Raw genomic sequence first — 23,708 nt, forward strand, 5'->3', positions numbered from 1 at the left:
AAATATGCATAAAACATATTGTGTATATGGGGGAAGATATATGGGAAAGGTTAAAAAAACAAATGCTATGCGTATTTTAGATAAAGAAAATATAAACTATACGATTATTACTTATGATAGTAAAGATGGAAAAATTGATGGCATTTCTGTAGCAGAGAAAATCAAAAAACATCCTAAATACGTATATAAAACACTGGTTACAAAAGGGAATAGCAAAGAAATATATGTATTTATAATACCTGTACTGAAAGAGCTGGATTTGAAAAAAGCAGCTATAGCTGTTAAAGAAAAAAAGATTGAGATGATCCCAGTTAAAGATATTTTTAAAACGACGGGTTATATAAAAGGTGGATGCTCTCCTATAGGGATGAGAAAAAATTACAAAATCTTTATAGATTCTAGTGCATCTCAAATTGATAGTATCATTGTAAGTGGTGGCAAAATAGGAGTACAAATAGAATTAAGTGTAGTTCAATTAAAAGAAGTGGTAAATGGAGAAATGGTAGAGGTTGTTAAGTGATAAAGTTGAAGGTGATATTATGATGATAAGAAAAATTAAAGAAGACGATGCAGGAATGTTTTTAAATATGTTAAAAAGATTAGATAATGAAACAAAAAATATGATGTTTGAGCCAGGGGAAAGAAAAACAACTGTAGATGAAATAAAAGCAGATATAAGAAATCTATATCATTCAAACTCATTAATATTAGTTGCAGAAGAAAATGGAGAGATTGTTGGATTTTTATCAGCTGAAAGAGGATTTGCAAACAGAATAAAACATAGTGCATATATAGTAATAGGTATACTAAATGATTATAGAGGGAAGGGGATTGGAACAAAATTATTTGAGGAATTAGAAAAATGGGCAAATGAAAAAAATATAACAAGATTAGAATTAACAGTAATGCTTCATAATGAGAGAGGGATAAGATTGTATGAGAAAATGGGATTTAAAATAGAAGGAATAAAAGAAAGATCACTGATTGTAGATGGAGAATATATAGATGAATATTATATGGCAAAATTAATGTAGAATCAGCTTTTTTGTTAACTATTGAAATAGTATAAAGAAAGCAAATAATAGTAATGGATTATGCAAGAAGGTGAATAAAAAATGAGTAAAATCTCAGATATGATTAGTTATTTAGGAATAAATACGTATATATTTTTATTATGGGGATATAAAATGTTAATATCTAGTGATATACCAGTTGAAATATCTTTTAAGGAAGCAATATTTATGTCGTTTTTATTAATCTTATTCTTAGCAATATATGGTGTTTATTTTAAAAATACAAAGTATATATTATTAAATATTTTATTTTTATTTATGCCATTAATTCTGTGGTTTATGTCTATGCAACAGGCATTAATTTATCATTATCATAAATACGATACAATCATTAGTATTTTAGGATTTTTTATAACACTGATTGTTTTTTTGCAACTCATTTATAGGCAATTAATGTTAACAATTGAAAAAAGAAATATAAAAAGATAATGAAAGAAATTATTATACATATGTATTTTGGGAGGATAGTTATATTGAAGCAAATGGACTTAATAAAGAAACGGAGGGCTAAATATGAATATAAGAGTAGCTACCATAGATGATGCAAAAGATATAGCATATATAAATGTTGAAACATGGTTAACTACATACAAAGGGATTGTACCCGATAAATTTCTACAAGAAAGAAAAGAAAAAATAGAAGAAATAGTTGAAAATATACGAAAAAAGTTAAAAGATAATAATATAAAAGCGTTAGTATGTGAAAAAGACAATAAAATAGTAGGCTTTGCAACATATGGAAAGGAACGAGATAATGATTTAGTGTATCAAGGAGAATTGTATGCAATCTATATTTTAGAGTCTTATCAGAAAAAAGGATTAGGAAAAGAAATTTTTAAACAAGTAGTAAAAAATCTAATAAGTATGGGAATGAATAATATGTTTATATGGGCATTAGAAGAAAATAAGTCATGTAGATTTTATGAAAAATTAGGTGGAACAATAGTAAAAAGAAGAAATATTAAAATAGGTGGAAAAGAATTAAAGGAAGTAGGATATGGGTGGAATGATTTAAAAGGAATTTGCTGTTAAATGTATAAAGAACTATTTTTTGAATAATTTAATAAGATAAATGTAGAAGCTGGTTTTATAATTTATGGGAGGCTAGGATATGTTGACGTTTAATCTTGATAAGATGCTCATATTAGGACCTAGTTTTTTTGAAAATTATTTTTATAGTACATTTATGATTATGAATCATATTTTTGATGATTTTAAAGTTAGTGAAGGAGATATCATTGTTGTAAAGCCTTACTTTGAAAATATTATTCAAAAATATTCAAAAGTAGATGATCTTTTAAAAGACCATGAAGAAATTGATACGATTGTTATAACAGGTGTAGGTAGTTCTATTTTTGGAACAGCTGCTCTTGCTAAAACAGTGGCCAATGTATTAATGAAACCTGTTGCTGGAATTGTTTCTGGATATGGAAGTCTTGATCTAATTCAAGAGGCCGTTGAAGGTTATTATAAAATAGTTCAAAAGACAATAACTTCTACATTATTTAACAAACAAGAGATTTATGTTAAAGGAGTTAAAGATTCAGAGGTTCTTATAGAACTATTAGAAAAGAATAGTGATCGTATGAAAATGCTAGTTGGACATAGTAAAGGAGCATTAAGCATTGCAAATGCTTTATTTGGATTAGAAAATAAATTAATAAAAATTGATAGAAATATAGAGATTGTTACATTTAGTTGTCCTGTTCATTTACCAAAATCATATAAGAATATCCGCCAGTATCTAGGATTTTTTGATTGGTTTTTAGGCCCTGTTAACAAGACAGCTGATAATGAGGAGTATAAAATTGTTTACATTGCTGGTCATACTACCAATATGATGATTCCTTATCATATGCCTGTTGAATATTTGCTAACTACTCATAATTTATAAGTTGAGTGATGAACCTTCTATTTAAATAAATAGAGGGTTTTTTCTATGATATAATTTTATATAGGTAATAGGGATGCCATTGGGATAAAAAGGAGAGGAATACAAATGGTTATGTGGACTACAGATCAAAAAAGTGCTATTGATTCAAGAGGCAGCAATCTTTTGGTTGCAGCAGCAGCAGGATCAGGAAAAACAGCTGTATTAGTTGAGAGAATAATACAAATGATTATAAAAGATAAGATTGATATAGACAGATTGTTAATTGTAACTTTTACTAATGCTGCAGCAGGAGAAATGAGAGAAAGAATAGGAGCAGCTATTTTAGAGGAATTGGAAAAGAAAGATGAAAATGAAGAACACTTAAGAAGACAAATGAACCTGCTTAATAGAGCTTCTATTAGTACATTGCATTCATTTTGCATAGATGTAGTGAAAAAATATTTTCATTTGATTGATATAGATCCTAATTTTCGTATTGGAGATGCAACAGAGACTAGCATTATGAAGATTGAGGTTATACAAGAATTATTTGAAAGGGAATATGAAAAAGAAGAAGAAGGATTTATAGGATTAGTAGAACGATTTGGAGGAAATAAAGAGGATACTCCTCTACAGGAATTGGTATTAAAGTTATATGAATTTATTCAAAGTAAACCATATCCTAAAAAATGGCTTAAAGATAGAGTTGAAGATTTTTGTTTAGATATGGATGGATTTGAGAAAACAAAATGGTATGAAACAATAGTTAAGCAGATTGAAATTTCATTAGCAGGGGCAAAAGAAGCATTTCTTGCAGCAAAGGATTTATGTTTAAGACCTAATGGAGTAGCAGCTTACACTGAAGCAATCCTTGAAGACATACGAATAATAGATGAGTTAGAGACTTCTTTAAAAGCGGGATTAACTAGTTTTTATTATGCATTAGAAAATGTATCGCATAAAAGATTAGGACGCACAAAAGATGTGGATGAAATATTAAAAGAAGAGATAAAGGGGTTAAGAGAACAGGGGAAAGATATTATAAAAAGTATAAAAGAAGATATTCTAGTTAAGAGTCCAAAAGATTATATAAAGGATTTGAATGAATTATATCCATATATGAAATATTTATATAATTTGGTTATAGATTTTGAAAGCTTATACCATGAGAAAAAGGTTGAGAAGGGAATTGTAGACTTCAATGATTTAGAGCATTACGCTTTAGCTATTTTAGAAAATGAACAAGTAGGAAAAGAATATCAAAAAAGGTTTGAATATATATTTGTAGATGAGTATCAAGATAGTAATATTGTACAAGAAACCATATTAGGTTTTATTAAAAAAGAGGACAACTTATTTATGGTAGGAGATGTAAAACAAAGTATTTATAGATTTAGATTGGCAGATCCTTCCTTATTCATAGAAAAATATGAAACATTTAAGAATGATTCAAATGCTATAAATAGAAGAATTGATTTAAGTAAAAACTTCAGAAGTAGAGAAGAAGTTATCGATGGGGTAAATTTTATTTTCAAAAATATTATGACTAAAGAACTTGGTGAGATTGATTATGATGAAAGTGCATACCTATACAAGGGAGCAGAAAATGAACCGATGGATGATTTAGCTATTGAACTAAATTTAATAGAAAAAAATGCACAAGAAGAGATGGAAGAAGAATTTGAAGAAATAGAAGATATGGAAGTAGAGGCAAGAATTACTGCAAAACGAATAAAGGCTTTACTAGATAATGAAATCTATGATAGCAAGCTTAAGGAATATAGAAATATTACCTATAAGGATATAGTAATACTTCTTAGAACTACAAAAAACTGGGCACAAACCTTCTTAGAAGTTTTCATAGAAGAAGGAATTCCTGCTTATGCAGATGTCAATACAGGTTACTTTGAAGCAATTGAAGTAAATATATTTATGAATCTATTAAAGATTATAGATAACAAAAGACAAGATATACCTCTTCTTAGTGTAATGCGTTCTCCAATAGGAGGCTTTGATACTGAAGAACTTATTAAAATTCGCGTTCAAAGCAGTAAAAAAACTTATTTTGAAGCTATAGAAGAATATATAGAGCAAATAGATGATCCATTAGCATTAAAATGCAAGAATTTTTTAGAGAAAATAAATAAGTGGAAAGATAGTTCTCGATACATTCATTTGGATGATTTTATTTGGAATCTTTTAAAAGAAACAGGTTATTATGATTATGCAGGAGCTATGCCTGGAGGTATTCAAAGACAAGGAAATTTAAGAGTTTTAGTTGATCGAGCAAGACAATTCCAAAATACATCTATAAAAGGATTGTTTAATTTTATTAAATTTATTGACAAGTTAAAAGATAGCAGTGGAGATATGGGAACGGCTAAAACATTAGGAGAAAATGATGATGTTGTTAGAATAATGAGTATTCATAAAAGTAAGGGGTTAGAGTTTCCTGTAGTGATTGTAGCGGGTATGGGAAAGCAGTTTAATCTGATGGATATTAATTCACAAGTGTTATTTCATAAGGATTTAGGAATTGGACCTAGATATGTAGACCCAAATATTCGACAGTATACAGATACAATTGCAAAAATAGCTATGAAAAATAAAATAAAAATTGAAAGCTTATCTGAAGAAATGCGGATTCTATACGTTGCATTAACAAGGGCAAAGGATAAGTTGATTCTTATAGGAAGTATTAAAGATATAGAAAAATCAGCAAAAAAATGGACAAAGGGTATGACTCCTTTTTATCTTTCGAAGGGTAGATGTTATCTTGATTGGATAGGACCTGTTTTAATGAGGCATAAGGATGGAGAAAATTTGAGAGAATGGGCTAATGTCCTTTGGAATGAAGATATGCTTATGAAAGATAATTCAAAGTGGAACATAAAAAGAATTCATAAAACAGATATTCAAAAGGAAGAAATAGAAAAAAAGATAAATAAATTATCTTATTTAAAGTTTTTAAGGGATTTTGATGAAAAAGCAATAAAAAAAGATTATGCTTTTGTAGCAAAGAGGCTTGACTGGAGTTATCCAAATAAAGTTGCAACAAAGATTCCTTCAAAACTATCTGTAACAGATATTAAAAGAATATCAGCAAAGGAATTAGACAGTATGGGGATGAATATTCCTTCTCTTATTCAAAAGCCTAATTTTATGAATGAAAATAAACAGTTTGCAGCAGCAGAAAAGGGAACTATTATCCATTTTGTAATGCAGCATCTAGATTTAAATAATATAGAGAGCAAAGAAGCAATTAAAGAACAAATTGAAAAAATGGTAGAAGCTGAATTATTAAAGATTGAAGAAGCAGATGTGGTTGATATTTCAAAAATACTTACATTTTTTGAAAGCAATATTGGAAAGCGAATATGCAAGGCTAAAAATGTTTTTAGAGAAGTACCTTTTAACTTTGTAAAAAAAGCTTGTGAGGTAATACCTAATTTATATGATTGTGAGGAAAGCCTTTTGATTCAAGGGGTTATAGACTGCTATTTTGAGCAAGAGGATGGACTTGTATTAGTGGATTATAAAACAGATTATATTGGCTTTGGAAGAAAAGAAGAAATTGTTAAGAAATATCGAATTCAAGTTGATTTATACAAAGAAGCTTTAGAAAAAATAACAAATAAGAAAGTAAAAGAGAGTTATCTTTACTTATTCCATTTAGATGAAGAGGTGAAACTATGAGGATACTTCATACTTCGGACTGGCATTTAGGAAGAATTTTTCATGGAGTGCATCTAACCAATGATCAAGCCTATTTATTAGATAAGTTTATAGAATTGGTAAAGGATATTAAACCAGATGTTATTTTGGTTTCAGGAGATATATTTGATAGATCTGTACCTCCTACTGAAGCTATAAATCTTTTAGATGATGTTGTATCTAAGATTTTGATAGATTATTGTGTTCCTATTATTATGATTGCAGGAAATCATGATAGTCCTGACCGACTTGGATTCGGATCAAGAATTCTTAAGGGAAGAGGATTAAATATTTCAGGAAAGCTAATTACAGATATAAAGCCTGTTGTGATTTATGATGATTATGGACCTGTAAACTTTTATACCATTCCTTATGTTGAAGTAGCTACTGTAAGGGAAACTTTTGATGATAAAGGGATTAATGTTCATGATGAAGCCATGTTTAAAGTGATTAATCACATAAGAGGAAGTATGAATACAGACAGCCGAAATGTATTAATAGCTCATGCATTTGTTGCAGGGGGAGAAGAAAGCGAATCAGAACGTCCCCTTTCTGTAGGAGGATCAAGTGTTGTGAATGCTTCTTATTTTAAGTCTTTTGATTATGTAGCTTTAGGACATTTACACAGGGCCCAAAGGGTAGGAGCAGAAAATATAAGGTATTCAGGATCTTTAATGAAATATTCTTTCTCAGAAGTAAATCATAAAAAAGGAATTTGTTTTATTGAAATGGATGAAAAAGGGAATGTGTTAATTGAAAATATAGAATTAAAGCCTAAAAAAGATTTAAGATGTATAGAAGGATATTTAGATGAAATTTTAAAGGGTCCTAAAAATGGTGAAAACAAAGATGATTATATTTGTGTAACATTAAAGGATGAAGGAGCTATTTTGGATGCTATGGGAAAATTAAGAAAGGTTTATCCAAATGTAGTGCATATAGAAAGACCTCAATTTACAATCAATAATGATTGTGTAGGGGCAGATAAGGACTTTAAAAAAATGAGTGAAATAGATTTGTTTGCTTCCTTTTACAAACAGGTAACACAAAGTACTTTTACAGATGAATACAAAACTGTATTTAAGAATATTTTAGATCAATATTATAGCGTTATGAGGGGGGAATAATTATGAGACCTCTTAAACTTTTTATTAGTGCTTTTGGACCTTATGTGAAAGAAGAGATAGATTTTACTGAATTAAAAGATAAAAGCATATTTTTGATCCATGGACCAACTGGATCTGGTAAAACTACTATTTTAGATGCTATGTGCTTTGCTCTTTATGGAGATACGAGCGGGAATGAGAGAAATAGTAAAAATATGAGAAGTCATCATGCACAGATTGATCAGATTACAGAAGTAACATTTGATTTTGAAATAAAGGGTTATAGATACAGAGTTAATCGAAAACCAGAGCAGATAAGGCTTAAAAAATCTGGAAAAGGTACAACAATTCAAAATCCTGAAGCTACCCTATGGAAACTTAATGAAGAAGAAGTTTTACTTCAAACTGGATGGAAGAATGTAACGGATACAGTAGAAAATTTGATAGGCTTTAAAAGCAGTCAGTTTCGTCAAGTAATAATGCTACCACAGGGGGAGTTTCGAAAACTATTATTAGCTGATTCAGTAGAAAGACAAGATATTTTAGAGAAATTATTTAGTACAGAGATTTATAGGAGAATAGAAGAAATATTGAAAAAATCAGCAAAAGAAATAAAAGAGACAATAAAAGACTTAGAAAAACAAAAACAATGGCTTTTAAAAAAGGCAGAATGTGAGACAATAAAGGATTTAGAAGAGGAAATTAAAATTTCTCAAGAAAAGCTAATAAATATGCAGGAAATATTAAAAGAAAAAGCAGAGAAAGTAAAATATGTTCAGGAAGCTTTTATAAAAGGAAAAGAAGGAAATGAAAAATTAAAAGAAAAAGAATTAGCTCAAAAGGAATTAGAAATACTAAAAGATAAAATTTTGTATATACAGCAAAAAAGAGAAATGTTAAATAAAGCAGTACAGGCTGCTACTCTTGAAGAGACGGAAAAATCTACAAGATTAAGAAGTAAGGATCAAAAAAAATGCAAAAAAGATTTGGAAGAAGCTGATAAAAAATTAAATGAAGCAATTGAAAATTATAAGGAATCAGAAATAAAATTAGAAGAGGAAAATGAAAAGGAAGAAGATAGGGAAAAACTTAAAAAGCAGCTTTTACTTATTGAAAGCTATTATGATAAAGTAAATGCCTTAGAGAATTCGAAAAAAAAACTAGAACAGTTAAAAATAGAGCTACATAAAGAGGAGCTTGAAAAAGAGAAAGTGATAAGAAAATTAAAAAAACTTGAAGCTTTGCTAGAAAAACAGAGTATTATTACAGAAGAAGCGAAGGAGTATAGCTTAAAGTTAGCAGGATTTAAAGTAGAATATGAAGGATTACAAAAAACTTATAATAAAAGAAAAGAGCTTGATAAGCTAAATAATATATATGAGGAAATAAAGAAAAAATATGATTATTCATTAGAAGAATACAAAAAAGCAGAAAAGTTGTATAGCAAGATAAAAAAAGAATTTTTTGCTTTGCAGGAAGTATACCAAAGAGGTCAAGCAGCTATACTTGCAAGTAATCTTGATGAAAATATGCCTTGTCCAGTATGTGGCTCATTAGATCATCCAAGCTTAGCTAAAAAAGAGGATTGGATGCCAACAGAAGAAGAAATAAAGGAAAAACAATTATCTGTTGAAAAGTTAGAAAAACAAAAAGATAAAATGAAAGATGTGGTAAATAAAAAGGAGCTTGAAAAAGAAAAAGTAGAAAATAGGATAAAAACTATTCAGGAGGAACTAGGGGAAAATGCTTATATAAAGATACAGATATTAAAAGATAAATTACAAGATAAGCAAAAAATATTTGAAGAGGCTCTTGAAAAATCGAAAAAATTAGAGTTTTATCAAGTTCAGTTAGAGAAGCTGAAGGAAGAAGAAAAGGAAAATAAGGAGATTTTAGAAAGGATAGAAGAAGCTTTAAAAAATAAAATTGAAGCTTATCAAAAGCATGAGGGAGCTTTAAAGGAGCAGGAAGAAGCTATTCCTGAAAATATTCGGAATATAGAATTGTTAAAAATAGCACAAAAACAAGCAAAAGAACAATTGGATAAATTGATAAAAAGCTTTGAAAAAGCCAAGGATGACTTTGATAAAGCAACAAAGGAATTAACTGTTGCAAAAACGTCAAAAGAAAATGCAAAGAAGGCTTTAGAGGAAGCATATACAAAGTATATACAGGAGAGAAATGCTTTTATAAAGAAGTTAAGTGAAGCAGGATTTTTAAGCTATACGGATTATGAAAAGGCAAAAAAGGATGAAAATTTAAGGAAGCAGTTAGAGCAGGAGATAAAGGAATTTGAAGGAAATTTACATGCTGCAAAAGATCGCCTAAATCGTGCAAAGAAAGCTTCAGAAGGAATTGTAATGGTAGATATAGTTAAGCTTGAGAAAACTTTAAAAAATGTAGAAAAGGAAAAGGTTGAAGCTTTAAAAATAGAAAATACTCTACTTGAGAAAATAAAATATAATAAGAGCTTGTTGAAGGATTTAGTAAAATTAGATAATTTGATTGATGAGAAAGAAAAGGAATATTCTGTTGTTGGAAAACTATCAGAGGTAAGCAATGGTGTAAATCCTTATGGGCTTACATTCCAAAGATTTGTTTTAAGTACGTTATTAGATGATATTACTATTGCTGCAACAGAAAGATTAAAATTGATGAGTAAGGGAAGATATCATCTAAGAAGAACAATGGATCGAGCACGAAAAAATGCAGCAGGAGGATTAGAACTAGAGGTGTTTGATACTTATACAGGAATGCAAAGACCTGTAAGCACCCTATCTGGTGGAGAAACTTTTCTTGCTTCATTATCTTTAGCTTTAGGGTTATCAGATGTTGTGCAAGCTTATTCAGGTGGAATTAGTCTAGATACCATTTTTGTAGATGAAGGGTTTGGAACACTAGATCCTGAAGCATTAGATTTTGCTATGAAGACACTCATTGATCTGCAAAAAGGGGGAAGGCTTGTAGGAATTATTTCTCATGTGCCAGAGCTAAAAGAAAGAATAGATGCGAGACTTGAAGTTATTCAGGTAGAAAAAGGAAGTGTGGCAAAGTTTAAAATATCTTAGAAGAAACGGAGAAATAAATGTGAAGGAATGCTTAAAGGGATTTTGCAAAAAATTAAATATTGAACGTGTAGGAATTGCACCTATTGGTCCTTATAAAGAACTAGAAAAGATATTAAAGGATAGGATTGATAAAGGTTATATTACAGGGATGGAGGAAGAAGATATAAAAAAGAGAATTAATCCAAAGGAGACAATGCCGGATGTAGCTTCTATTATTGTTTGTTTATTTCCTTATTTTACAGGGTACTTTGATTCGAATATTTCTAAATATACTTATTCAATAGATTATCATAGGATTATTAAAGAAAAGCTAGATAAAATAGGAGAATTTCTTAAAGAGAGGATAGAAAACTTTTCTTATAAAGCTTTTGTAGATACAGGTCCATTAGTAGATAGATATTTAGCTTATTTAGCAGGGCTAGGATATTTTGGAATAAACAATAACTTAATAAATGATAAGTATGGATCTTATGTATTTATTGGTTACATTCTAAACAACTATAAATTTGAAGTAGACAAGCCCTTGAATAAAACCTGTAAAAAATGCGGTGAATGTATAAAAAAATGTCCAGGAGGTGCTATACTTGGAGATTTCCAAATGAATCCAAGAAGGTGCCTATCTTTTATAACTCAGAAAAAAGAAGAGCTAACGCAAGAAGAAAGAGATATTTTAAAGAAAAATAAAATGGTATTTGGTTGTGACATTTGCCAAGATGTATGTCCTCATAATCAAAATATTGAACATACAAATATGGAGGAGTTTAGGAAGAATTTGATTTATATTCTTGATGAAAAAGAAGTTTTAGACATGTCTAATAAGGCTTTTAAAAGAAAATATGGTGATAGAGCCTTTAGCTGGAGAGGGAGAAAAATTATATTAAGAAATTTTGAGGTTTTAAGGGAAATAAAAAACTAGTAACGGAATTTGTCGAAATTTGATATAATTATTTTAAATTAAGATATAAAGGTTGATCAAAAAATATAAGGAGTAATAATTATGAGACTTATACCAATTGGTAGTGCAAAAGAAGGAATGTATTTAGCACAAACCCTAAATGATAAAAATAATAGAGTTTTATTGCAAAAAGGAGTAAAATTAAATCAAAATCTTATAGGGAAGATAAAAGAAAATGGAATATACAGTATATACATAAATGATGAATATAGTGATAACGAGATTGAAGATGTTATTAGCCCAAAACTGAGAAATGAGGCGATAAAGACTATTAAAGATACCTTTGATGGTTTGGATAAATATTTTAAGCAGAGGGAAAATGCGATAAAGGTAAAACAATTGGAGCAAGAGGGAGAAAAAAATATTCAATCGTTAAATAATATATCTAAAGAGTTTGTAGATGAGATTTTAATGAACAATAATATAGTAGTGAATTTGGTTGATATAAAAAGTATCGATTCTTATACTTATCAACATTCTGTAAATGTTGCTGTATTGTCTTTAATTTTAGGAATAGAAATGGGACTAAATAGAAATGAGTTACATGATTTATGTATTGGGGCAATGCTTCATGATATAGGAAAAGCATTCATTCCTAAAGAGATTCTTTTAAAGAAAGCTCCTTTAACAGAGGAAGAATTGGATATTGAAAAGGATCATACAAAGAAAGGGTATGAATACTTAAAAGAGAAATATGAAATAAAGGCTACAACAAAAGTGATTGCTCTTCAGCATCATGAAAGGGTGGATGGATCAGGATTTCCTTATGGATATAAAGGAGATAAAATTAATAAATTGGCTAGAATTGTTGCAATTGCAGATACTTACGATTATTTAACATCTGATACGGCCAATAAAAAAGCGGTACCTCCAAATGAGGCTATAGAACTTATTATGGGTAGTGCAGGAAGATACTTTGATTTTAAAATGGTAGAAGTTTTTGCAAAAAAAATTATGCCTTATCCAGAAGGAAGTTTGGTTCAATTAAGTAATGGAGAAATTGGTGTAGTGCAAGAAATACAACCAGATTTTCCATTAAGACCGAAAGTGAAAATAGTTCGTCAAAATGCAGTAAGTGTAGAAATGAAGATGATTGATTTAATGAAAGAAACTAACGTTGTAATTAAGGGAATACTTTATGAAATTCCGAATGCATGTGTCCCGCGTAAAATGGGGGAAGGAAATTCTTTTAAAAATACAATCAGATAGAAAAAACCTTCTTTGGAAGTTCCAAAGAAGGTTTTTATTATAAACTTTTATACAATACCATGAGCCATCATTGCATCTGCTACTTTTAAGAAGCCTGCAATGTTTGCACCAGCTACATAGTTTCCTTCCATTCCATATTCTTTAGCAGCTGCTTGAGATGATTTAAAGATATTTACCATAATTTCATCTAATTTTTGGTTAACTTCTTCAAATGTCCAGCTTAATCTCATACTGTTTTGAGACATTTCAAGAGCTGAAGTAGCAACGCCACCAGCATTTGCAGCTTTTGCAGGAGCTACCAATACGTTATTTTTTAAGAAATATTCAATGGCTTCATTTGTACAAGGCATGTTTGCACCTTCACCAATAGCTTTTACACCAGTTTCTACTAATTTTTTAGCACTTTCAAGGTTAATATCGTTTTGTGTAGCACAAGGTAGAGCAATATCACATTTTAGTGACCAAATTCCTTGTTGACCTTCGAAGTATTGTGCATTTGGATGATATTTTACATATTCTTTAATTCTCTTTCTTTCTACTTCTTTGATTTGTTTAATTGTATCTAGCTTGATACCTTCTTCGTCAACAATATAGCCAGAAGAGTCGCACATAGCGATTACTTTTGCACCATATTCTTGTACCTTTTGACAAGCGTATATAGCAACGTTACCTGCACCAGAAATTACAACTGTTTTATCTTTAAAATCCATTCCATGAGCTGCTAACATTTCTCTTACAAAGTAAATTAAACCAAAACCAGTAGCTTCTTTTCTTGCTAAAGAGCCACCATATGTAAGACCTTTACCAGTAAGCACCCCAGCTTCGTATTGATTTTTTATTCTTTTATATTGACCAAATAGATATCCTATTTCTCTAGCACCTACTCCGATATCTCCAGCTGGAACGTCTAAATCTTGTCCAATATGTCTATATAATTCAGTCATGAAACTTTGACAGAATCTCATTACTTCTTCATCAGATTTTCCTTTAGGATCAAAGTCAGATCCACCTTTACCGCCACCAATTGGAAGACCAGTTAGTGAATTTTTTAATATTTGTTCAAATCCTAAGAATTTAATAATTCCTAAGTATACAGATGGATGGAATCTTAAACCACCTTTGTAAGGCCCAATGGCACTGTTAAATTGTACTCTAAACCCTCTATTTACTTGAACTTTGCCACTATCATCTACCCATGGGACTCTGAACATAACTACTCTTTCAGGTTCAACGAATCTTTCGATTAAACCTACTTTTGCATATTCAGGATGCTTCTCAATAACAGGTTCTAATGAATGTAGAACTTCTTCTACAGCTTGATGAAATTCTACTTCACCAGGATTTCTTTTTTTTACTTGTTCTAATACTTCTTGAACATAAGACATGACAGTCATCCCCTTTTTGTTAATAATGATTTCAGTATATAAAATTTTTCTAAATTATTAGAAAAAACTTTACAATATGAATTTACCACAATAATACAAGATAGTCAATAATTGAATGTATAAATGATTGAGTAATTCCATGGAGGAATACAAGATAAAAAATAGATTTTGACTATTTAAATTTTATAAAGATGTGATAAAATCAAAGGTATATAAGTATGGATAAGGATGATGAAAAAAATGGATATTTATTATATAGATAGAAAAACAGGACAAAGAATGAAAGAAATTGTAGCTGGAGATAAGTTTTTAAAATGGATTTATGATACAAAGCCAGGAAATACATTGCTTGAGATTTTTGTTAAAAGAAAAATATTTTCATTTTTGTATGGAAAATTGCAGGATACTTCTTTTAGTAGAAAAAAGATAAAGGGTTTTGTTCAAAAGCTCTCTATAGATATGAGTGAAGCTGAAAGAGAATGCATAGAGGATTATAAAACCTTTAATGATTTTTTTGCTAGAAATTTAAAAAAGGAAGCAAGACCGATAGACTTAGAAAAAAAACATCTAATTTCTCCAGCTGATGGTCGTGTGTTGGCTTATGAAAATATTCATAAGGATAAAGTGATACAAGTAAAAGGCTCTCTTTATACTTTAGAAGAATTCTTTTGTGATAGAAATCTTGCTAAAGAGTATGATCAAGGAGCATGTATTGTTATCAGATTATGTCCAGCAGATTATCATAGATTTCATTTTCCTGATAGTGGTATTCCTTATGCGTCTAAAAATATAAAGGGGCAATATTATTCTGTAAATCCTATAGCTCTTAAAAAGATTATGGGGTTATACTGCCAGAATAAAAGGGAAATAACAGTATTTTATTCTGATAACTTTGGTAAAATGATTCTTGCTGAAGTAGGAGCAACTTGTGTAGGATCTATAATACAAACTTATAAAGAGAAAAAACAGGTATATAAAGGGGAAGAAAAAGGATATTTTAAATTTGGCGGCTCAACGGTTATTATGTTTTTGAAAAAAGGAGAAATAAATATAGATAAGGATTTGCTTTATAACACACAAAAAGGAATAGAGACAAAAGTGAATATGGGAGAGTGTTTAGGGAAAAAGTTATAATGTAGAAATTATAAATAGAAAGGTTTGATATAATGTATGATTATCATGTTCATACCACATTTTCAGATGATGCATCATTAGAAATGGAAGTAGCTATAAAAAGAGCTATACAAATGGGAATAAAAGAAATTGTATTTACAGACCATGCTGAACTTAGTGTGTGGAGACCAAATGGTTTAATTGTAGATGATTTGTTTGATATTCCATCATATATAGAGATACTTTATAAATATAAGGAAAAATATAAGGATAAAATTAGTATAAAGCTTGGGATAGAAATAGGTTTGCAAATAGAAGAAAAAGAGCGAATTAATCAATTAGTAAATGAGTATTCTTTTGATTTTGTTATAGGATCTAGTCATACTATAGATAAATATGATCTATATTTTAGAAATTTATTTGAAAATAAAACAAAAGAAGAAGCCTATGAACGGTATTTTAAAGAAGTAAGAAAAATTGTAGAAAAAATAGATAGCTATAATGTATATGGCCATTTAGACGTAGTAAGAAGATATGCTTATACAGAATATGAAGATATTAATATAAATAATATTGAAAGAGAAATGATTGAGGAAATACTAAAAATTATTATTCAAAAGGGAAAAGGAATAGAAGTAAATACTTCTGGCTTTAGATATGGAATTAAATCAACAAATCCAGACATTGATATATTAAGCTTATATAAAAGCTTAGGTGGAGAAATTATTACCGTAGGTTCTGATGCCCATAAAGAGGAGGATATAGGATATAAAATATTAGAAACATATGATCTTTTAAGGGATATAGGGTATAGGTATATTACTACATTTGAAAAAATGGAGCCTAAATTTGTGAGATTATAATAAATAGCTCCCATAGGGCAGAGCCCTATTGGGAGTGTTTTTACAAATATTTACTTTAATACAGCACCAGTGCTTGCTGAAGTAACTAACTTTGCATATCTTGCAAGATATCCTTTTGTAACCTTTGGTTTAGGCTTTACAAAGCTTTCTTGACGTTTTTGTATTTCTTCATTGCTTAATTTAACTTCTAATTTTTTATTTGGAATATCGATATGAATTATATCTCCATTTTTAATAAGAGCGATTAATCCACCTTCCATAGCTTCAGGAGATACGTGTCCAATTGCAGCACCTCTTGTTGCTCCTGAGAATCTACCATCTGTAAGAAGTGCAACATCTTTATCTAATCCCATACCAGCGATTGCAGAGGTAGGAGATAACATTTCTCTCATACCAGGTCCACCCTTAGGACCTTCATATCTTATGACAATAACATCACCCTTTTGAATCTTTCCATCAAAAATAGCATCCACAGCTTCTTCTTCAGAATTAAATACTTTTGCAGGACCTTCGTGAGTAAGCATTTCTTCAGCTACAGCTGATTCCTTTACAACAGCTCCATCTGGGGCTAAATTTCCTCTTAATATTGCAAGTCCTCCTTTGTTTCTATAAGGATTGTCAATAGGGTGAATTATATCATAGTTTAATACATTTACCTTTTCAAGGTTTTCTCCGACAGTTTTTCCTGTAACTGTTAAAGCATTTGTATTTATTAATTCTTTCTTTGTAAGCTCTTTCATAAGAGCTGGGATTCCACCAGCACGATGTAAATCTTCCATATGATGTTTTCCACTAGGACTTAATTTTGTTAAATAAGGTGTTTTTTGACTGATTTCATCAAATAATTCAAGATCTAATTTAATCCCTGCTTCATGAGCAATTGCTGGTAAGTGGAGTACAGTATTTGAAGAACCAGCCATAGCCATATCAACGGTTATAGCATTTTTAAAAGCATCTAAAGTAAGAATATCTAATGGTTTTATGTCATTTTTTATACATTCCATAACCTTCATACCTGCATATTTTGCTAGTTGAATTCTTTCACCAGAATGAGACATAGCAGTACCATTGTATGGAAGTCCCATACCTAAAACTTCTGTTAAGCAGTTCATACTATTTGCTGTAAACAATCCTGAGCAAGAACCGCATCCAGGACATGATTTTTTTGCTAATTCTTCTAACTCTTCTTCAGAGATTTTTTGATCCTTAAAAGATCCAACAGCTTCAATAACACTGCTAAAATCTAAAGCTTTGCCGTTGTGTTCTCCTGCACGCATAGGACCACCGCTAACAACGACAGAAGGGATGTTTAATCTTGCAGCAGCCATTAACATACCAGGGACAATTTTATCGCAGTTTGGAATTAGTACTAAGCCATCAAAACCATGAGCGATAGCCATTGCTTCAATAGAGTCAGCAATAAGCTCGCGGCTTGCAAGAGGATATTTCATTCCTTCATGACCCATTGCAATACCGTCACAAATACCGATAGCTGGAAATTCTACAGGAGTTCCTCCTGCCATTGCAACACCCATTTTTGCTGCTTGAGCGATTCTATCTAAGTGCATATGTCCTGCAATTATTTCATTTTGAGCATTAACTATACCAATAATAGGCTTATTAATTTCCTCTTTTGTATATCCCATACCATAGAATAAAGATCTAGCTGGAGCTCCTTTGGCACCTTTTTTTATAACATCACTTCTCATAAAAAATCCTCCTTAGTTTTTATATAAATAAAAAATCTCTCATCCCTAAGATACAAACTTTATATCCTAGGGACGAGAGACTTTCCCGTGGTACCACCCTAATTTACAATTCATTTGCATGAATTGACTCTTCAGGTCAAAAAATATTTTTAACCTTAGCCATATAACGGTGGCATATCTACAAAAGTAGAATCCCGGCCTCGTCTACTACAATTGGTTCAACTTGGCAGCTTCGGAGTGATTATTATATACTGCTTTAACACTGACTCTCAGCAAACGTCAGCTCTCTGTAGTTAAAGGGGATGTATTTTTCTCTCCTTCATAGCTATTAGCTTGTATACTTTTGTCAAATGATTAAAATATATTTTACTACTAATTGATATTATCGTCAATATAAAATATTTAAAATTATCATATATTTTTATAGATAAAGAATTATTAAAATAAACAATTAGCTTGTTAATTCAATACTGAAAACCTTGATAATTAGAGAAATATAGCATATAATTATAAAGTGGTTGAATATTGTAATGTTAGGTGAGGCTCCTATTGAGATATACGCTGATGCCCAGAAATGTCGAGAGACGCCAATGGGTTAACAAGTATAATCGCTAAGGTTATATTTAATTCAGCTGACAAAAGGTCAAAGCTCAATAGTGCTAAAGCTCAACATAGAAGAAGATTTATTTTCTCTACTTGTTGAGTAGAGTTTTTTTGTTTTGGTAAAAATATTTTGAAAGGCTGGTGATGGTTATGGATTCTAGTCCTTTACCGAGGCAGAAAAATAAAAAATTAAATATAGAAAAAAGAGCCATAACCATCTTTTTGGGTTTGTGGCTCTTCTAAGGAGGGGTCAAATGAAAGAACGTGTCATTGAACTTATGAATGAAAAAAAGTATACAAAAGTAAGAGAAGAAGTAATAGAATTAAATGCAATTGATATAGCAGAACTTTTAGAAGAGCTAGATACCAATAATGCTTTGATACTTTTTAGGATGTTGCCTAAAGATGTATCGGCAGAAGTATTTGCGAATTTATCTAATGAGAATCAAAAATACATTATTAATGCAATTACAGATAAAGAAATTCAGTTTATTATGGATGAACTTTTCTTTGATGATATGATTGACTTTTTAGAAGAAATGCCTGCTAGTGTTGTAAAGAAAATAATAAAAAACACAAAAGAAGATGAAAGAAGACTAATTAATCAGTTTTTAAACTATCCTGCTAACTCTGCAGGAAGCTTAATGACTATTGAATATGTTGGATTAAAAAAAGAAATGACTGTAAAGCAGGCTATGGAATATATTAAAAGAATCGGTATTGATAAAGAAACCATTTATACCTGCTATGTTATGGATGTAAATAGAAAATTAGAGGGAATTGTATCGTTAAGGAAATTAGTTGTAAGTGATGATGATAAAACTATTGAAGAAATTATGGATACAGGAGTTATATATGTAAATACGCATGATGATCAAGAAGAAATTGCTCATGTATTCAAAAAATATAACTTTATTGCCCTGCCAGTTGTTGATAAAGAAGAAAGATTGATTGGAATTATCACAATAGATGATATTGTGGATGTTATAGAGGAAGAAAACACAGAAGATTTTCATAAGATGGCAGCTATGGAGCCATCTGAAGAGGAATATCTTGAAACTAGTGTAATTACATTGGCAAGAAAAAGAATTGTTTGGCTTATGGCTCTGATGATTTCAGCTATTTTTACAGGTAGTATTATTAGTAAGTTTGAAAGTGTACTGCAATCTGTTGTTGCTCTTGCTGCTTTCATGCCTATGCTTATGGGAACTGGTGGAAATGCAGGAGCACAATCTGCTACATTGATTATCCGGGGAATGGCTTTAGATGAAATTGAATTAAGTGATATTTTTAAAGTGATTTGGAAAGAGTTAAGAGTTAGTTCTTTAGTAGGGGTTTTATTATCTTTGGTAAATTTTATCAGATTATATTTTTTTCAACATGTAGATATAAGGATTGCTATGGTCGTATGTAGTACTTTGATTGTTGTAGTTATATTAGCAAAAATTGTAGGAGGGACATTACCTATTATTGCAAAAACTTTAAAACTTGATCCTGCTATTATGGCAAGTCCAATGATTACAACTATTGTGGATGCTGTATCGCTGTTTGTTTATTTTACAATGGCAAGTAGGATTTTGGGAATTGCGTAAATATACGACTATAGACCTATAAGGATAAGGATGCTTTATTTACGATATATTTAATGTGTATAGTAGCAGATGGAGGTATTTGGGTAATGGCAAAAGATATTGTTTTGGATGAGTATATTATAAAAAAAAATAAGATACCAATTTTGATTAAAGATAAAAATTGGAAGGCTCTTTTTGAAGAACACTTGACAAGGGCAATGAAGAAGATAGTAAAAGACTTAGAATTAAAGTTAGCTGAAGAAAAAGAAGCAATGAGGCAAATGAAAGTATATAAAAAGCTTAAAAAAAATTTAATGGAGAAAATTCTTTATTTATCAGATGAAGTAAATAATAATCAAAAAAAAGAAGCCTTGAATAAGTTAGAAGAAACAAAAGAAAAATTACTAGAAGTTAATGATAAGATAGATGAATTTTTGTTCCAAATAGAAATATTGCCAAAAGAAATAGAAAGGTTAAATCTAGAATTATTAACAGAAACTGTAAAGATTGCTTATAAAGATATTGAAGAAGGAAATGAAAAGATAGACGAGCTTACAGAAGAAATATTAAAATTAAGACAACAGTTAAAGAATGATTGGGATGAAAAAATAAATTTAGAAAAAAGAGTAGAAGATCTATATTCTTATCTGCATAATACTTTAGGTTATGAACAAACTAATAAATTTGATAGAAAATTTTTATAAAGGTACGTATATTTACGTACTTTTTTTTGATGAAAAGGGATTTATCGTATAAAATAGTAATATATAAGATGAATTTAAGATTGGAGATATGGATAGTGAAAGGAATTGGAATAGATATTATTGAAATTAAGAGGATTAAGAATGCAATAAATAGGAATGATAAATTCTTACAAAGAATATTTTGCAAAGAAGAGATTAATTATTTTTCAACCATTAATTATCGTATCAATACTATTGCAGGAACTTTTGCTGCAAAGGAAGCTGTCATTAAGGCGTTAGGAACAGGACTTAGAAATTTTAAATGGACAGATATACAAATACATAGAGACCATTTAGGAAAACCTTTCGTAGTTCTACAGAATAATGCAAAAAAAATAGCACAAGAGAATTCTATAAAAGAGATACTAATAACCATATCTCATAGTAAAGAGTATGCTGTGGCACAAGCTTTAGCAATTTAAGATTTTTTTAGGGAGTGAGTATATTTATGAAAATGGTAAATAGTGATCAGATAAAACAATTAGATAATATAGCTATGGAAAGCTTTTGTATACCTGGGATTGTGCTGATGGAAAATGCAGGAATATGCGTTTTTGAGGAAGTATTAAAATACATAGAACAAAAAGAAAACAAAGAAGTAATAGTTGTATGTGGGCTTGGAAATAATGGAGGAGATGGCTTTGTTGTCGCTAGGCATTTATTTAACAAAGGAATACCTGTTAAGGTATTTATTACAGGAAATCCATCAGCTATAAGTGGCGACGCAAAGAAAAACTATGATATCATTCAAAAGTTAAATATAGATATTCAAATTTTAGTAGGTGTAAATAATTTAAAGAAATTTTCAGAGGTTGTGAAAGGCTGCGGATTGATTGTAGATGCTATTTTTGGAACAGGATTAAAAAGAGATGTTGATGGGTTTATACAAGAGATTATTTCTATTATTAATAAGTCTGAAAAGGGAATTATTTCAATTGATATACCATCAGGAGTAGGTGCAAGTGACGGAAAAGTTTATGGATTAGCAGTAAAGGCAGATAAAACTGTTGTTTTAGCTCTTCCTAAAATTGGAAATATAAATTATCCAGGTGCTGATTATGCAGGAGAGTTGATTATTAAGGATATTGGAATTCCAAAAGCTGCTATTAAAAATATGGATTTGAATATGAATCTAATCACAAATGATATGGTAAAAGGAATCTTGCCTTTTAGGAAAAGAGATACTCATAAAGGAAATTTTGGAAAAGCTTATGTTGTAGCAGGTTCTACAGGAATGACAGGAGCAGCTATTCTAACTTGTGAGGCAGCATTAAGAAGTGGAGTTGGACTATTGAAAATTCCTGTTCCACAAAGTTTAAATACAATTATGGAAACAAGACTTACAGAGGCGATTACTGTACCCCTTCCTGAATTTAAAAAAGGTGTGGTAGGGATTAGTGATTTTGAAAAGATTCTTAAAACAATGGAAGAAAGTAATGTTATCGCAATAGGTCCAGGAAGTGGAAATAGTAGAGAACTAGAAGAGCTTTTAAGAAATATTTTAGAACATACATCTAAACCTATTGTACTAGATGCTGATGCATTAAATTCTTTAGCCAATAGAAAGGAATTTTTAAAACTTATTCAATCTCAAACGGTTATGACACCTCATGTAGGGGAAATGTCAAGGCTAACAGAATTAGATATTGATTATATAAAAAATAATAGAATAGAGGTTGCGTCAGAGTTTTCTAAAAAATGGAACGTAGTAATTGTTTTAAAAGGAGCTAGAACAGTTGTAGCTGGACCAAATGGGGAAATCTATATAAACAAAACAGGAAATCCTGGTATGTCTACACCTGGTAGTGGAGATGTGCTTACAGGGATTATAACAGGCTTTATTGCCCAGGGAATAGAGCCTATAAAAGCGGCTGTAGCAGCTGTGTACGTTCATGGAAAAGCTGGAGATTTGGCAGCAGAAAGAATAGGAGAATATGGTTTATTAGCTTCAGATATAATAAAGGAGTTACCTATTACAATAAAGCATATTGTAGAAAAAATAAAAATAAATGCATAAGGGGAAAAAACACACGTAAAGATTAATATAGGAATCTTTACGTGGAGGGGAATATGGTGATTAAAAAAGTATTGATAGGAATTTTGTTAATGTTGCTTATTGTTGGGTGTTCTCCTAAAACAGAGCAAGACATCTTTTATGAAGCACAAAAAAAATTAAACAAAATGGAAGGTTATAGCTGTCAGGTAGAAATAACTTCAATAGGTAATAAAAGTCCACAAAAATATATAATGAAACAATGGTTTAAAAAACCAAATAAATACAAATTAGAATTAATATATCCAGAAAATTTAAAGGGAAAAATTACAATATCTAATGGGAATAGAGCATGGATTTATCATCCTAGCATTGAGCAGACATGGATTATGGAGAATTTTTCGAATTCTAAAGAGCAAAATATGTTTTTAGGATACTTTCTAAAAAACTGTTTAAACTCTGAAAAGGTTGATATTTGTACTGAAGAATTAGAAAATCAAAAATATCTTGTTATTACTACAGAGATTCCCGGTAATCATATCTATTTTCATAAGGAAAAATTATGGCTTAATCAGGAGTCTATGAATCCTTATTTATTACAGATATTTGATATGAAAGGGAAACTTAGAATAGAAGTAAAATATGAAAAATTTAAATACAATCCAAAATTACAGGATGATTTTTTTCAATTAAAATAAAAAAATCCAAAAGATAAAGGTTTTGAAAGGGG

General features: G+C 30.0%; 19 protein-coding genes, 1 riboswitch and 1 other annotated feature. Of the genes, 17 read left to right on the plus strand and 2 right to left on the minus strand.

Going from position 1 to position 23,708, the window contains the following annotated elements:
* Positions 1-40 precede the first annotated feature (40 nt).
* The 10 genes from ybaK (at position 41) to FQB35_RS03060 (ending at position 12,998) form a co-directional block, all read left to right on the plus strand.
* The gene (gene ybaK, locus FQB35_RS03015) at positions 41-520 is read left to right on the plus strand and encodes a Cys-tRNA(Pro) deacylase (RefSeq protein ID WP_148808553.1); all 480 of its coding nucleotides are present in this window, start codon (positions 41-43) and stop codon (positions 518-520) included.
* Positions 521-542: 22 nt separating this feature from the next.
* The gene (locus FQB35_RS03020; protein ID WP_333473049.1) at positions 543-1,034 is read left to right on the plus strand and encodes a GNAT family N-acetyltransferase; all 492 of its coding nucleotides are present in this window, start codon (positions 543-545) and stop codon (positions 1,032-1,034) included.
* A gap of 81 nt (positions 1,035-1,115) precedes the next feature.
* Positions 1,116-1,502 carry a hypothetical protein gene (locus FQB35_RS03025; protein ID WP_148808555.1) on the plus strand — a complete coding sequence of 129 codons (387 nt, stop codon included), beginning with the start codon at positions 1,116-1,118 and terminating at the stop codon, positions 1,500-1,502.
* A gap of 84 nt (positions 1,503-1,586) precedes the next feature.
* On the plus strand, positions 1,587-2,105 hold the full coding sequence (locus FQB35_RS03030; protein ID WP_148808557.1) for a GNAT family N-acetyltransferase: 519 nt from the start codon (positions 1,587-1,589) through the stop codon (positions 2,103-2,105).
* A gap of 79 nt (positions 2,106-2,184) precedes the next feature.
* Complete coding sequence (locus FQB35_RS03035; RefSeq protein ID WP_148808559.1) at positions 2,185-2,967, plus strand: hypothetical protein; 783 nt, start codon at positions 2,185-2,187, stop codon at positions 2,965-2,967.
* A gap of 105 nt (positions 2,968-3,072) precedes the next feature.
* Positions 3,073-6,642 (plus strand): helicase-exonuclease AddAB subunit AddA, encoded by a 3,570-nt coding sequence (gene addA, locus FQB35_RS03040; RefSeq protein WP_148808561.1) that lies wholly within the window; start codon positions 3,073-3,075, stop codon positions 6,640-6,642.
* Complete coding sequence (locus FQB35_RS03045) at positions 6,639-7,787, plus strand: exonuclease SbcCD subunit D (RefSeq protein ID WP_148808563.1); 1,149 nt, start codon at positions 6,639-6,641, stop codon at positions 7,785-7,787. Before addA ends, FQB35_RS03045 begins: the two co-directional genes overlap by 4 nt.
* A gap of 2 nt (positions 7,788-7,789) precedes the next feature.
* On the plus strand, positions 7,790-10,834 hold the full coding sequence (locus FQB35_RS03050) for an AAA family ATPase (RefSeq protein ID WP_148808565.1): 3,045 nt from the start codon (positions 7,790-7,792) through the stop codon (positions 10,832-10,834).
* Positions 10,835-10,853: 19 nt separating this feature from the next.
* Positions 10,854-11,750, plus strand: coding sequence for a tRNA epoxyqueuosine(34) reductase QueG (queG, locus tag FQB35_RS03055; RefSeq protein WP_168198219.1), 897 nt, complete (start codon positions 10,854-10,856; stop codon positions 11,748-11,750).
* Positions 11,751-11,831: 81 nt separating this feature from the next.
* Positions 11,832-12,998, plus strand: coding sequence for an HD-GYP domain-containing protein (locus tag FQB35_RS03060; RefSeq protein WP_148808567.1), 1,167 nt, complete (start codon positions 11,832-11,834; stop codon positions 12,996-12,998).
* 47 nt (positions 12,999-13,045) lie between these two features.
* Here FQB35_RS03060 and gdhA read toward each other — a convergent pair whose 3' ends face one another.
* Entirely contained in the window at positions 13,046-14,392 is a 1,347-nt protein-coding gene (gene gdhA / locus FQB35_RS03065; protein WP_408625450.1) for an NADP-specific glutamate dehydrogenase, read from the minus strand.
* Positions 14,393-14,623: 231 nt separating this feature from the next.
* Here gdhA and FQB35_RS03070 point away from each other — a divergent pair, with 231 nt between their 5' ends.
* Both FQB35_RS03070 and FQB35_RS03075 read left to right on the plus strand, forming a co-directional pair.
* Complete coding sequence (locus FQB35_RS03070; RefSeq protein ID WP_148808571.1) at positions 14,624-15,517, plus strand: phosphatidylserine decarboxylase; 894 nt, start codon at positions 14,624-14,626, stop codon at positions 15,515-15,517.
* A gap of 32 nt (positions 15,518-15,549) precedes the next feature.
* Complete coding sequence (locus FQB35_RS03075) at positions 15,550-16,359, plus strand: histidinol-phosphatase HisJ family protein (protein ID WP_148808573.1); 810 nt, start codon at positions 15,550-15,552, stop codon at positions 16,357-16,359.
* Between the two features lie 50 nt (positions 16,360-16,409).
* Here FQB35_RS03075 and ilvD read toward each other — a convergent pair whose 3' ends face one another.
* On the minus strand, positions 16,410-18,068 hold the full coding sequence (ilvD, locus tag FQB35_RS03080) for a dihydroxy-acid dehydratase (protein ID WP_148808575.1): 1,659 nt from the start codon (positions 18,066-18,068) through the stop codon (positions 16,410-16,412).
* Between the two features lie 65 nt (positions 18,069-18,133).
* Positions 18,134-18,400, minus strand: a binding site (T-box leader).
* 190 nt (positions 18,401-18,590) lie between these two features.
* A riboswitch (M-box (ykoK) riboswitch) is annotated at positions 18,591-18,753 on the plus strand.
* 172 nt (positions 18,754-18,925) lie between these two features.
* Between ilvD and mgtE the strand changes: the two genes are divergently transcribed.
* From mgtE to FQB35_RS03105, 5 genes are all read left to right on the plus strand, one after another.
* Positions 18,926-20,263, plus strand: coding sequence for a magnesium transporter (gene mgtE, locus FQB35_RS03085; RefSeq protein ID WP_148808576.1), 1,338 nt, complete (start codon positions 18,926-18,928; stop codon positions 20,261-20,263).
* Between the two features lie 86 nt (positions 20,264-20,349).
* Entirely contained in the window at positions 20,350-20,946 is a 597-nt protein-coding gene (locus FQB35_RS03090) for a coiled-coil domain-containing protein (protein ID WP_168198220.1), read from the plus strand.
* A gap of 92 nt (positions 20,947-21,038) precedes the next feature.
* Positions 21,039-21,407, plus strand: coding sequence for a holo-ACP synthase (acpS, locus tag FQB35_RS03095; protein WP_148810744.1), 369 nt, complete (start codon positions 21,039-21,041; stop codon positions 21,405-21,407).
* Positions 21,408-21,433: 26 nt separating this feature from the next.
* Positions 21,434-23,002 (plus strand): NAD(P)H-hydrate dehydratase, encoded by a 1,569-nt coding sequence (locus FQB35_RS03100; protein ID WP_148808580.1) that lies wholly within the window; start codon positions 21,434-21,436, stop codon positions 23,000-23,002.
* A 56-nt stretch (positions 23,003-23,058) separates the two neighbouring features.
* Entirely contained in the window at positions 23,059-23,676 is a 618-nt protein-coding gene (locus FQB35_RS03105) for a LolA family protein (RefSeq protein WP_207707335.1), read from the plus strand.
* Positions 23,677-23,708 lie beyond the last annotated feature (32 nt).

The organism is Crassaminicella thermophila, from assembly GCF_008152325.1.
GTDB classification, from domain to species: Bacteria; Bacillota; Clostridia; order Peptostreptococcales; family Thermotaleaceae; genus Crassaminicella_A; species Crassaminicella_A thermophila.